This is a genomic window from Chryseobacterium sp. T20 (assembly GCF_047345655.1).
In the GTDB taxonomy this organism is placed as follows: Bacteria; Bacteroidota; Bacteroidia; order Flavobacteriales; family Weeksellaceae; genus Chryseobacterium.
The window spans coordinates 229,527-242,003 of the sequence record NZ_JBLFDU010000004.1; the positions used below are offsets into that span (position 1 = coordinate 229,527).

At 37.8% G+C, this 12,477-nt stretch carries 11 protein-coding genes; 4 read left to right on the forward strand and 7 right to left on the reverse strand.

The genetic code is table 11. The features are described 5' to 3' along the window. The first annotated feature begins 2 nt into the window (after positions 1-2). A complete protein-coding gene (recO, locus tag ACMA47_RS12145; protein WP_413929982.1) occupies positions 3-689 on the forward strand; it encodes a DNA repair protein RecO in 687 nt (228 codons plus the stop codon). Between the two features lie 6 nt (positions 690-695). On the opposite strand, the gene ACMA47_RS12150 is transcribed toward recO, so the two are convergent. The 4 genes from ACMA47_RS12150 to ACMA47_RS12165 form a co-directional block, all read right to left on the reverse strand. After that, the gene (locus ACMA47_RS12150; protein ID WP_413929983.1) at positions 696-3,374 is read right to left on the reverse strand and encodes an MGH1-like glycoside hydrolase domain-containing protein; all 2,679 of its coding nucleotides are present in this window, start codon (positions 3,372-3,374) and stop codon (positions 696-698) included. Positions 3,375-3,487: 113 nt separating this feature from the next. Beyond that, positions 3,488-4,297 carry a glucose 1-dehydrogenase gene (locus ACMA47_RS12155; protein WP_413929984.1) on the reverse strand — a complete coding sequence of 270 codons (810 nt, stop codon included), beginning with the start codon at positions 4,295-4,297 and terminating at the stop codon, positions 3,488-3,490. Positions 4,298-4,370: 73 nt separating this feature from the next. Continuing rightward, on the reverse strand, positions 4,371-4,844 hold the full coding sequence (locus ACMA47_RS12160; protein WP_413929985.1) for a GNAT family N-acetyltransferase: 474 nt from the start codon (positions 4,842-4,844) through the stop codon (positions 4,371-4,373). Positions 4,845-4,848: 4 nt separating this feature from the next. Beyond that, positions 4,849-5,406: a DUF1684 domain-containing protein gene (locus ACMA47_RS12165; protein WP_413929986.1), complete on the reverse strand. Its 558-nt coding sequence runs from the start codon at positions 5,404-5,406 to the stop codon at positions 4,849-4,851. A 190-nt stretch (positions 5,407-5,596) separates the two neighbouring features. On the opposite strand from ACMA47_RS12165, the gene ACMA47_RS12170 reads away from it, so the two are divergent. Beyond that, positions 5,597-7,177: a GMC family oxidoreductase N-terminal domain-containing protein gene (locus tag ACMA47_RS12170; RefSeq protein WP_413929987.1), complete on the forward strand. Its 1,581-nt coding sequence runs from the start codon at positions 5,597-5,599 to the stop codon at positions 7,175-7,177. Between the two features lie 2 nt (positions 7,178-7,179). On the opposite strand, the gene ACMA47_RS12175 is transcribed toward ACMA47_RS12170, so the two are convergent. From ACMA47_RS12175 to mqo, 3 genes are all read right to left on the reverse strand, one after another. After that, positions 7,180-8,046 carry an AadS family aminoglycoside 6-adenylyltransferase gene (locus ACMA47_RS12175; protein WP_413929988.1) on the reverse strand — a complete coding sequence of 289 codons (867 nt, stop codon included), beginning with the start codon at positions 8,044-8,046 and terminating at the stop codon, positions 7,180-7,182. Between the two features lies 1 nt (position 8,047). Further along, complete coding sequence (locus ACMA47_RS12180; protein ID WP_034693615.1) at positions 8,048-8,449, reverse strand: hypothetical protein; 402 nt, start codon at positions 8,447-8,449, stop codon at positions 8,048-8,050. A gap of 67 nt (positions 8,450-8,516) precedes the next feature. Further along, positions 8,517-10,022 carry a malate dehydrogenase (quinone) gene (mqo, locus tag ACMA47_RS12185; protein ID WP_079240529.1) on the reverse strand — a complete coding sequence of 502 codons (1,506 nt, stop codon included), beginning with the start codon at positions 10,020-10,022 and terminating at the stop codon, positions 8,517-8,519. 501 nt (positions 10,023-10,523) lie between these two features. On the opposite strand from mqo, the gene ACMA47_RS12190 reads away from it, so the two are divergent. Together ACMA47_RS12190 and ACMA47_RS12195 are read left to right on the forward strand one after the other, a co-directional pair. Continuing rightward, positions 10,524-11,627: a hypothetical protein gene (locus ACMA47_RS12190; RefSeq protein ID WP_413929989.1), complete on the forward strand. Its 1,104-nt coding sequence runs from the start codon at positions 10,524-10,526 to the stop codon at positions 11,625-11,627. A gap of 14 nt (positions 11,628-11,641) precedes the next feature. Continuing rightward, positions 11,642-12,463 (forward strand): hypothetical protein, encoded by an 822-nt coding sequence (locus tag ACMA47_RS12195; protein WP_413929990.1) that lies wholly within the window; start codon positions 11,642-11,644, stop codon positions 12,461-12,463. Positions 12,464-12,477 lie beyond the last annotated feature (14 nt).

A 12,477-nucleotide genomic window follows, 5' to 3' on the forward strand; every position in this document is an offset into this window, starting at 1 on the left:
TAATGAATTCACAAAACGGTTTTTTACTTTCATTTATAAAATATGGAGAAAATGATGCTGTATTGCATTGTTTTACAGAAGAAGAAGGTTTTCAGAGCTATTTTCTGAAGGGAATTTATTCCAAAAAGAATAAAAAGAAAGCCTTACTTCAACCGTTGAGCCAGCTCAATTTTTCTGTAAATCCATCCCGTGGCAACGGTATTCCGTCTGTTTCAAAGTTTGAACTGGTAAAAAACAATGATATTTATACAGACATCAAGGTCAATACCGTCATTTTCTTTATCTCAGATTTTCTGAGTCATATTCTTAAACATGAGAATAAAAATATTCCGATTTATTCCGGTATTGATCATCTTATCAGTGAGCTGACCAATAAAAATTATCAGGCACATCTTCTGTTTTTGCTGGCTTTTTTAAAAATTCAGGGCGTTGCACCTTTATTGAGCGAAGGCAGGTTTTTAGATCCGGAAACCGGAACTTTTTCATTGGGAATAAGTCACCAGCTTTTCAATGAAGAAATTTCCATGCTGTGGAAAGAAGCACTTTGTGCAGAAGATTTTTATGCCACAAAAATCCATTCTTCTTTGAGAAAAGATTTCCTTGACAGCCTTTTAGTATACTATCATTATCATATCACGGATTTCAAAACTCCCGCCTCACTGGAAATTATACAGCAGATATTTGAATAGATAATATTATTCCTTTGACTTCTCTGGTGTTTTTCCAATATCCTCCGGCATTTCTGTTTCAGATTCTGCCATTTCTTTTTTTGAAAATCTAGGTTGAAGAATCTTAGCAATAAGTCCCGTCCAGCCCGTCTGATGAGAAGCTCCTACTCCACGGCCGTTGTCTCCGTGAAAATATTCATAGAACAAAATATAATCTTTAAAATCAGGATCGGTCTGAAACCTTTCATACTGTCCATGAACCGGGCGTTTACCATTTTCATCCTTTAAAAATATCTTGGCAAGTCTCTTGTTTAAAGCATCTGCAATCTGGTCCAGGCTGGAATAATTACCACTTCCGGTAGGATATTCCACTAAAAAATCCGGGCTGTAATAGAAGAAAAAACGCTGAAGACTGTCAATAATAAGGAAGTTGATAGGAAACCACACCGGACCGCGCCAGTTGCTGTTTCCACCAAAAAGTCCACTATCACTTTCCGCAGGGGTATATTTTACGCTGTAATTCGTATCATTCAACGTTAAAGTGTAAGGATTGTTTTCATATTCTTTGGATAAGGCTCTTACTCCGTAATCACTTAGAAATTCATCCGGATTCAACATTCGGTTTAACAGTCTTTTCAAACGATGTCCCCGAAGCAGAGATAAAAGGTGTTTGGAATCCTGTCCTTTCACTTCCCATCTTGAAACCAGAGAAGCCAATTCAGGTTTGTTATCCAACACCCATTTCATTCTTTTTTTGAAATTGGGAAGGTTTTCAATCATTTCATCATCGATAACCTCAACGGCAAACATCGGAATTAACCCAACAATTGTTCTCAACTTCAGATACATGTGAGTTCCGTCACTGGAAGCTATGGCGTCATAGAAAAATTCATCTTGCTCATCCCAAAGACTGAAATTCTCATCGCCCATATTATCCAATGAATGGGCAATAGACAGAAAATGTTCAAAGAACTTCATCGCCATCTCTTCATACACCTTATTGTAAAGAGCCAGTTCCAGGGCAATTCTCATCATATTCAGGGCAAACATAGCCATCCAGCTTGTTCCATCGGACTGTTCCAGCTGTTCCCCGTTAGGCAAAACAGAATTCCTGTCAAAAACCCCAATATTATCAAGTCCCAGGAATCCTCCTTCAAAGATATTATTCCCATTAAGGTCTTTTTTATTAACCCACCAGGTAAAATTCATCAATAACTTCTGGAAAGCACTTTCCAAAAATTCCAGGTCGGGCTTATCTTTTAAATATTCATCAATTTTAAATACTCGGAAAACTGCCCATGCATGCACGGGAGGATTCACATCACTTAAGTTCCATTCGTAGGCAGGAAGCTGTCCGTTGGGATGCATATACCATTCAAACAGAAAAAGTTTCAGCTGATGTTTTGCAAAATCCGGATCTATCAGCGAAAAACTGATGGTATGAAATGCCAGATCCCATGTTGCATACCATGGATATTCCCATTTATCGGGCATTGAAATGATATGTTCATTGTTAAGATGCTTCCAGTCGTAGTTTCTTATAGTTTCACGGGACTTTGGCGGAGGCATTTCTGCGGGATCACCTTTCAGCCATTTTTCTACATTGTAGTGATAAAACATTTTATTCCAAAGCATTCCTGCAAAAGCCTGTCTCTGAACCAGTTTTTCATCTTCCGAAGCAATTCCTTTCTGAATTTCTGCATAAAACTCGTCTGCCTCTTTCCGCCTTTGTTCAAAAAGAATATTGAAATCTTTAAAAGGTCCTCTTATATCTTTATCTGAAAGCCTGAATTCAAATATTTTTGATTCTCCACCCTGAAAATCCTCATCAATAAAGAAAGAAGCTTTGGTTCCTGTATTTTGGGGATTCACAGACTGAGAATTTCCCGTCATCACAAAATTATTGATCCCGTCTTTACAGTATTTTGATTCATTGGAAGACTGGTAGAGCCTTTCATTATTGGTTTCGTTGTTACAGAATAATGTTTTTAAAGATTGTTTTGCATAGACATTTTTAACCTCGATATCCTGATGATTGATTTTAATATGATCTGCATCTTCAGCAGACAATTGAGGTTTATAATCATCATATCCCCAATTCCAGGTATTCCTGAACCAGACAGTCGGAAGAATTACCAGAGGCGCTTCCTTTTCAGATTTATTGACTATTGTTAGTCTTACGAGAATATCATTCTGACTTTCTTTTGCATATTCAATAAAAATATCAAAGTATTCATTGTGATCAAAAATCCCTGTATCAAACAGCTCATATTCAGATTCCTCTTTCCCTCTTGCTGCATTTGTTTTTATGAGATCTTCATCAGGAAAAGCATTTTGAGGATACTTATACAGCATCTTCATATAAGAATGCGTAGGGGTTGAATCCAGATAGTAAAAATATTCTTTTACATCTTCCCCGTGATTTCCCTGTCCGTTGGTCAACCCAAAGAACCTTTCTTTCACCATTTTATCTTTCTTATTCCAGAATCCTACAGAAAATACAAGCTTCTGGAGATCATCACAGATTCCACATATTCCTTCTTCTCCCCAACGGTAAGTTTTGGCTTCAGCAGTGTCATGATTGGTGTAATTCCATGCATCTCCGTTTTCACTGTAATCTTCACGAACAAGTCCCCATTCACGGTTACTGACATAAGGTCCCCATTTTTTCCATGAAACATCTGAAATTCTCTGTTTTTCCGACATAAGCGATAATTATGAGTAATGAATAATAAGCAATGAGTAATATTTAATTCCGTTTCAAGCCCTAAGAACAACCTCAAAAACTTTAAACCTCAAACTTTGAACTTTGAATTCCCCTATCCTCCCGTAGAAAAACTCTCAAACGTAGTCATTCCACCATCCACGAAGATGCTGGTTCCTGTAATATAATCTGCAAGGTCACTCGCAAGAAATGCAGCTAAATTTCCGATATCCTGCGGTTGTCCGATTCTGTTATAAGGAATGAGAGTAAGAAGAGAGTTGAGGGCTTCCGGAGTGCTCCATGCATTCTGATTAATCGGTGTCTGAATAGCTCCCGGACAAATGGAATTGACACGGATTTTGTCTGCCCCATATTCCTGCGCCAATGTCTGCATCAGCATTCTGACAGCTCCTTTACTGGAAGCATAATTGGCATGTCCTGCCCACGGAATAATCTCATGTACTGAACTGATGTGAATGATTTTTCCACAGGCAACAGATCTTGAAGGATCTATTCCCCTTCTTAGAAATTCTTTAATAGCCTCTCTGGCACATAGAAATTGCCCTGTCAGATTGACTCCTATCACAGCATTCCATTGATCCAAAGTCATTTCAGTGAATTTTGCATCCTTTTGAATGCCTGCATTATTGATCAGAATATCTACCGTTTGGAATTCAGAAACAACATCCTGAAACATCTTCACTACCTGATCTTCTTTGGAAACATCACATTGGTAAGTTATTCCTTTACCTCCTGCATCCGTTATTTCTTTTAAAACAGCTTTAGCTTCTTCTGTAGATCGCTCTGAAGAATGATTAACAATGACTATTGCTCCTGCTGCTGCCAATGATTTTGCAATTCCTGAACCGATTCCACTGGAAGCTCCTGTGACTACAGCCACCTGATTCTGAAGTAATATTTCCATGTTTTGTAATTTGATGTTACTCAAAGTTAGGGAAAGATATCAGCAGATAAAAAATTATGATTTTAAAATTTTATTAAAGTTTTTTGTACATCAGGTATTGAGGTCCACTTCTTCCGATTCTGGTTTTACCGTCATAAATATATCCTGCCTGAAGATAAATATGGTAAGCAGATTCATTTTTCTGGTTGACAGCCAGTACAATCTCATCACAGGTCTTGAAATGATTTTGGACAAAAGTACCTACTTCCTGCATAGCAGCTTTTCCAATTCCTTTTCCCTGCAACTGAGGATTCACAGACAATGAACGCACTAAAACTGAATTCTCATTATCTGTAAGATCTAATTTATCTTTTCCAAAATCAAGGACAAAGAAACCTACAGGCAGATCATTTTGAAAGATTGTCACGGGAAATGCGTCATCATCATCCCGTTCGCTGATGCTTTGTAAAGCCTGCTGAGCAGTTGCTGTAAACCTCATCTGATTTTCATCCAAAGCATAACTGACTCCGGAAAGATCTTCTGGTTTAAAGAATTCTAAATATATCATAATATTAGTGATGGTAAATATCTTCATACATTACCCCAGCACGGATTTCCACAGGAAGTTTATTTTCCTCAGGAACAATAGGGCAATTGTAATCATAAGCATTGTAAGCACAGAAGGGATGATAGGATTGATTAAAATCAAGCACAATGGTATTTCCTTTCGGGATTTTAAGATCCATATATTTTCCTCCTCCGTAGGTTTCTTTTTCATTGGTAGCATCACGGAACGGAAGAAAGAGATAGTCTTTGTATTTTTCCTGCTTAATCAGATCAAGACTCTGGTATAAAGTAACGGTATAAGGTTTTCCATCCAGTGTGAATGTTGCTTTTCCGTATTCCTGATAAGATTTTGTTTTTCCTGAAGACGTAGGAAGATCAAAGGGTTTTGTATCTTCTGATTTCACAAATTGCGCAGTAACCCTGTATTTAGCATCAAAAGGAAAGAAAGGATGTTTTTTAAAATTTTTAAAATTATCACCTCTTAACGGAGTCTCTTTTGGGTTAAGGTATTCCGCATTCAGTTCTTTTTGAAATTTCTGTACTTCTTTCTCTTCCTTTGACATCTTTTTTTGAGAAAAAATCCATAGTGGAAGCAGTAGAAAGAGTATGATATATTTTTTCATGAATCTAAAATTATAAGTAAAGCTATGAATTTTCATTCCAACAAAAGTTAAAATTGTAATAAAAAATATAATCTGTTTTAAATAAAATTAACCTCTGATAATCTAGCATACTTTTTGAAAAACAAAGCTCATGGACAGAAAAAGCTTCATTAAGACCAGTGTCTTGGCAATATCGGGATTTTATTTTCTTCAATCTGAGTTATTTCATGCTGCGGAAAGAAGAAACAATCAGATAAAGGAATATCATGATGTTCCGATTGTTATTATTGGCAGCGGATATGGAGGTGCTGTATCTGCCCTTCGTCTGTGTGAAGCCGGAAAAAAAGTGGTACTACTGGAGATGGGTCTTAACTGGGAAAAGGCAGGAATTCCGTTTTCCAATCTTTTGAAACCCGGGAAAAGTTCTGCATGGCTGAAAAACAAAAGCATTGCTCCTTTTATGAATATTTTTTCGCTAACTCCTTTCACCGGAACATTGGACCGTCTGGATTTTGATCATATTAAAATCTGGGTAGGAAGAGGGGTTGGCGGAGGTTCTCTGGTGAATGGCGGAATGGCTGTGACTCCTAAAGAAAGCTATTTCAAAGAGGTTTTCCCTGATCTTGATGCTGAAAAGTTTTATAATCATTATTTTCCTCTGGTACGGGAAGAACTTAAAGTAAATGTGATTGACGAGCAATTTCTGAAAGACTGTCCTTATTATAAATTCACTCGGGTAGGTGAAGAAGAAGCTCATAAAGCAGGATTTAAAACAATAAGGGTTCCCAATGTGTATGATTTTACATACATGGAAAAAGAATTCCGGAATAAAGTTCCCCGCTCGGCTCTTAATACTGAAGTAATCTATGGAAACAATCACGGGAAAAACAGTTTAGATAAAACCTATCTCAGAAAAGCTATGGAAACCGGAAATTTAGAAATTCTTGATCTTCATCGTGTCCAGACTATCCAACTGAATGATGACAAAAGTTATACATTGAATGTCCAGCAAATTGATACTTCCGGAACTTTGCTTACTGACAAAGTCTTTACCTGTAAAAAATTGATTCTTTCTGCAGGAACAATGGGCACTTTACAGCTTCTGTTACAATCTCATGCAGAGAACGGATTTCCTATCCATGAAAAGATTGGTAAAAACTGGGGAAATAATGGAAATTTTATGACAGGAAGAAACTGGGTGAAACCTTTGTCCGGCGGCACCGGAGCTAAGCAATCTACTATTCCGGTAGGAGGAATTGATAACTGGGATGATCCTGAACATCCATTTTTCACAGAAATAGCTCCTTTGCCTATGGGAATGGATGTGGCAACAGCTTTATACCTGCTCATCAACAAGGTGGATAAAAAAGGAGAAGTTGCTTACCACAAAGCCAGCAAATCACTGACATTAAACTGGAATGAAAGCAACACTATTAAAATGAAAGAAAATGCCCAATATTTTATCCGGAAAATGAATAAAGCCAATGGCGGTACCAGAAGTCACCTTCTTTTCGATAATGGTTTTGGGGCAGATATTTGTTATCATCCGCTTGGCGGGTGTGTTTTAGGAGAAGCTACCAACGAATATGGAAAACTCAAAGATCATGAAAATCTCTATGTTCTGGACGGATCTTTAATCCCGGGAACCATTGGTGTGAACCCGTTTGTAACTATTACGGCCGTTGCAGAATATTGTATTGAAAATCTTATTAAGCAGAATGAATTTGCCTGAAATTAAGACATTGTCTGTACTTCTTTAAGATAGTTCCGAATATCATCCTCCAGCTTTGCCGGATAAATAAAATGAAGCTTTTCAGCCAGTGAAGTTCCCAACTCATGAACAAGATCTGCAAAGGCAAACAATGCGTTCCAGTTTTCTTCAATATCGCTTCCGGAGAAAGTTTTTTCCACTTTATTCCATAGATCAGCGGACAGGTATTTTTTGAAAAGCCTTCCGTGTTTATTGGTTGTGATATTGTTCCAGTCATGATTTCCGGCAATATACCATTCAATCAAAGGGACAAGATAATCTGTACGGAGAATATTTTCAGACATAAATTTGGCATAAAAAATATCTCCACGCTTCAAGCACTTTGCCACATAGGTTGTATCCCACCAGAAGTCATTCATCAGCTGCTGAAATTCTTTTTCCGTTGGCTTCTGAATCATGATTGACTGATACGTTGATGGTTTCAGGTTTTCAGTCAAGTTATCTTTATCTATTAAAACTTTGTATCCTACGTCCCAGTCTTCAGGAAGGTTTTCTTCTTTAATTTCTTCAATAAACTCTGCTACCTGATACAGCTTAAAGTCAACTTTCACATGGTCTTTGTACAATACCATTTTCATGGCATGCTTTCCGTCAAAAACACGATCGTCTTCTTCAATCATGGAAATGGGCTCACCAAAGAGTCTGATCCATTCATTTCCGGATTCATAAGATGTTCTGTTTTCAAAAACAAGTTCTACATCAAGATCACTGAAATCATCTACCGGAGCATAAGGATTTACCAATGAACTGGTCAGGAGAACAGCACGGATATCAGGATTGTTTTCAGCCCAGTGAATAATCTGTTCCAGCTTTTCTTCCCTTACTTTCATATTAATAAGATTCTGATATTTTCACACGATATACGTCAGAAGAATTTCTCTTGATTGATTCTACAAAAAAGCCTCCTTCCTCAGGAATCACTTCTTTCAGATCAAAACTTTTGCAGTCTTTCGGAAGACCTGAAAATATCAGAGTAAACCAAAAGTCTTTCATAAAGGGAACCGGTGTCCAGTATGGGGAAATTGAAATATTTTCCGCATGAATCATTTTGCTTCTATGTTCAGACTGGTTGTCAAAAAGATAGGTCGAATGCCAGATCCTGATCAGGTTTCCCAAGAATGGTGATGCCGGAAAACAACAGTGTACAATAACCTGCCTCTCCTCTTCTGTTTTAGCCTGAAGAGATTCCAGGATTTCCTTTGCAATAACTGGTTTTACAATTACTTCTTCCACCTTTTTATGAGTAATAAGTAATGAGCAATAAGTAATAGCGATTATTACTTATTGCTCATTATTGATGTTAATATTCTAATTCTAATTTTTCTTTCGTATAATTTCTTACTTCATGGGTCAGCTCAGGGTTTTCAGCCAGTTTTTGCCCATAAGAAGGAACCATTTCAAGCAGCTTTCCTTTCCATTCTCCATGTAGTTTTTCAGGGAAACATTTTTCCAGTACGTTCAGCATGGCATATACTGCTGTGGAAGCACCCGGTGAAGCACCCAATAGAGAAGCAATCGTTCCGCTCTTGTTTACGACCACCTCAGTTCCGAATTCCAGCTTACCTCCTTCTTTTTCATCTTTTTTGATGATCTGAACTCTCTGACCGGCTACTTTCAGTTCCCAGTCTTCTTCTTTAGCATCCTTGATAAATTCTCTCAAATGCTGCATTCTCTGAGACTTCGTCATAGCAACCTGCTGAATCAGATATTTCGTTAATGGAATATTATGCCACCATGCTCCGAAAAGTGATTTTAAGTTTTTGGTATTTACACTTTCAGGAAGATCCAGATAGCTTCCTTCTCTTAAGAATTTAGTTGAGAATCCTGCAAAAGGTCCGAAAAGAAGGGCTTTTTTACCATCAATGATTCTAAGATCAAGGTGCGGAACAGACATTGGCGGAGCATCTACCGTAGCCTGAGTATATACTTTAGCATGGTGTTTTTCTACCAACTCCTGATTATGACTTACCAGCCACTGACCGGAAACCGGGAAACCTCCATATCCTTCACTTTCTTTAATATCTGAACTGTCCAGTAGTGGAAGCGCATAACCTCCTGCCCCAATGAATACAAAATCTGCTACCACTTCCTGTTTGTGGCTATGGATTCTGTCTTTCACTTTCATTTCCCATTTACCGCTTTCTCTCGGGCTGATATCTTTCACTTCATGGTATAAGAAAACCTCAACATTGGAATCTTCCAGAAGATGTCTTCCCATTTTTCTTGTCAGTGTTCCGAAGTTCACATCTGTTCCCATATCCATCTTCGTTGCAGCCATTACTTCAGACTGATTTCTTTTGCTCATCACCAAAGGAATCCATTCTTTCAGCTTTTCATGATCAGTAGAAAACTCCATTCCTGAAAAAAGGACAGATTCTGCCATTTTATCATGACGTTTTCTAAGATATTCAGCATCCTTTTCTCCGAATACCAGACTCATGTGTGCACAGGAATTGATAAATTCTTTCGGCTCATGAATATATCCTTTGGTAATCAGATAAGACCAGAATTGTTTGGAAATTTCAAACTGCTCTGCAATGCTTTCTGCCTTGGAAATATCAATAGATCCGTCTGGTTTTTCAGGGGTATAATTTAGCTCACAAAAAGCGGAATGCCCTGTTCCGGCGTTGTTCCATGCTGCTGTACTTTCTTTGGCAAATCTTCCGAGTCTTTCGAAGATAGCGATTTCGAGATTTGGATCAAATTCATGAAGCAGCGTTGCTAAAGTGGCGCTCATGATTCCGCCGCCTATCAGTACAACGTCGTATTTAGGTTTCGGTGTTCTGCTTGTAAGCGATTGTGACATAATTTTAAAATTTTACTTCAAATTTCGGGAAAAGTTTTAAAAACCGGAACGATTTTAACACGTTATTTTTTTGTTCAAAACACTTATTGAGTACACAACAAAAAACCATGGAAAATTTCAATAAAGTACCATTGAAATGATTGATAATGTAAAATATTTCTTTATAAAAATATTAATTTTTTATTTTTTTATTTCACTGAATGGTAACTAATTAATGAATAATTCCGGGATAAAATTTTATAAAAACTTAAGTTTATTTAAGTTCACCATATTAAATACTGCAACCATAACTATTTACGCTATTATATTTTATCAACAATAAGTGATAAACAATTATAACAAAAACATAAAATATCACTTTTTATTGACAAATACATAATTTTATAGATACAATTCTACACATACCACATTGGATAACTGTTTTTTTTACGTACCTTTCAATTGATTTAATACCTATTCCAACAAGTATTTAATTAAAATTATTTCATAAACATACTAAAGATGAGAATTATTAACTTCGTGAGTACATTGTTCGCGACAATGGGATTTGCCCAGAGCGGAAGTGTAGGAATCAACACGTCCACACCGGACCCCAGTGCTATTCTGCACATTGAGAACTTCAGTGGAACCCCAGCTACAGCTACAGCCACCATTTCAGGAGGTGCTGTTACCGGGATTACCATCAACAACGGAGGAAGCGGTTATACTTCGGTACCAACAATTAATTTTTATGGAGGAGGATCTGTGGTGAACGGAGGTTCAAAAGCCCGCGCTACAGCAGTCATTTCCAATGGTCAGCTAACAGGCATAACGATTAACAACGGAGGTAGCGGCTATACTACAGCTCCTACGGTAACCGTTTCCGGAGGTAATAAAGGAGTATTATTCCCCAACCTGAATATTGCTAACCTAACCAGCACAACGAGCCCTGTTGCCTCTCCTGCCAATGGACTTATTGGATTCAATGGAGGAACTAACAGTAACAATAAAGCTCTTCATTTTTTTAATAGCACGACCAATTCATGGCAAAGCACAATTGATGCCCAAAACACGCCAAAGGTTGCCTATCTTGATTTTACCGGATCACTATCAGCTCTTGACAATGCGATAGCAGGTGCCAGCACTCAGCTTATGGTTAATAATCCTGCAGTTTCAGGGGTATCAAACATCAGTGGATTTAAAGTTCTTCCGAACACTTCCGGAGGATATTCCCTGATTCTTCCACAAGGAAAATATCTGGTAGAAGTTAACCTGAATTTAAATTCACCTCAGGAAAGTCCATCCGGACAGGGAGGAACTGCTCCACTTTCCGGGAGTACTTATTATCTGATGGGATATTTTATAGATTTCATCAACGATACCTATAACAATACGACGAACACTTTTACGGGAGGAGGCGCTACAAGGAAAGAGGTTCCTATTGTTTCTAAAGTCAACACCAACCATCTTGCCACCTGGTCCTATTATTACACCGTTCCTGCTAATGCGAACGCCAATATTATAGGAGGATTAAGATTAAATCTTGGAAGAATGCAGAACAGTACATTCTACGATCTTGTGAATGTAATTCCTACCGGATCTTATATTAAAATATCTCAGCTATAAAAAACAATCAACATATGAAAAAAAGTTATATCCTGCTATTATTGATTATAGCTCATACCATATATGCACAGGTTGCTATTGGGAAGACTTCAGTAAACAGCTCAGCTGTGCTGGAAGTTTCACAGACCACCAATAAAGGAGTACTTCTTCCGAGAGTGGATATTGTAGATGTTTTGAGTAATACCTCTCCGGTAAATAATCCGGCAGAAGGACTGGTTGTTTACAATAAAGGGAACTCCATCAGTCCCGGTCTTTATATCTGGAAAAACAATATGTGGACTCAGCTTTCTGACACGTATAATCTGGTAAGTTATATGATGCTTCAACGCACCTCTGATTATTCGATACTTGGAGGTCTTGCCAACGGTACCTACAAAAATTTCAACGATGCTGCATTTACTGTTGTATCCAATGATATCGGAGCGTTATACAACACTTCTACAGGAGTAATTACTCTTCCCGGAAACAGCGGTTATCTGGTGAATGTTTGCCTGAACATCAGAACAGCTCTTGAAAGTACTACTGCCGGAATCGGAGGAACTTCTGTTCATCTGCATCAATACCTTGTAAAACTTATTGATCCGTCCAGCGGAAATCAATATGGTAAAACAATCAGTATCAATGCACAATCCATTGCGAGTAATAAGACCCATACGCTGAATATGAGTTTCTCTTTTGTGACTACTTCAGCAGCTCCTATTCTTTTAGTTCCTGCTGTTGCTCATGATGCCGGTGGAACTTACCAGAACGGATCCGGAGGAACAACTCCTAATAACGGAGAAATCATCATCACGAATGCTAAAGTTGATATTCAAAGATCAGCGCTTAATCAATAATCAATTGCACAATG

Bases quoted from the DNA above. Each gene is read 5' to 3' on its own strand.
- ACMA47_RS12170 (WP_413929987.1), top strand. From the start codon at position 5,597: ATGGACAGAAAAAGCTTCATTAAGACCAGTGTCTTGGCAATATCGGGA.
- recO (WP_413929982.1), top strand. From the start codon at position 3: ATGAATTCACAAAACGGTTTTTTACTTTCATTTATAAAATATGGAGAA.
- ACMA47_RS12175 (WP_413929988.1), bottom strand. From the start codon at position 8,046: ATGAAAGTAAGGGAAGAAAAGCTGGAACAGATTATTCACTGGGCTGAA.
- ACMA47_RS12150 (WP_413929983.1), bottom strand. From the start codon at position 3,374: ATGTCGGAAAAACAGAGAATTTCAGATGTTTCATGGAAAAAATGGGGA.
- ACMA47_RS12195 (WP_413929990.1), top strand. From the start codon at position 11,642: ATGAAAAAAAGTTATATCCTGCTATTATTGATTATAGCTCATACCATA.
- mqo (WP_079240529.1), bottom strand. From the start codon at position 10,022: ATGTCACAATCGCTTACAAGCAGAACACCGAAACCTAAATACGACGTT.
- ACMA47_RS12165 (WP_413929986.1), bottom strand. From the start codon at position 5,406: ATGTCAAAGGAAGAGAAAGAAGTACAGAAATTTCAAAAAGAACTGAAT.
- ACMA47_RS12155 (WP_413929984.1), bottom strand. From the start codon at position 4,297: ATGGAAATATTACTTCAGAATCAGGTGGCTGTAGTCACAGGAGCTTCC.
- ACMA47_RS12160 (WP_413929985.1), bottom strand. From the start codon at position 4,844: ATGATATATTTAGAATTCTTTAAACCAGAAGATCTTTCCGGAGTCAGT.
- ACMA47_RS12190 (WP_413929989.1), top strand. From the start codon at position 10,524: ATGAGAATTATTAACTTCGTGAGTACATTGTTCGCGACAATGGGATTT.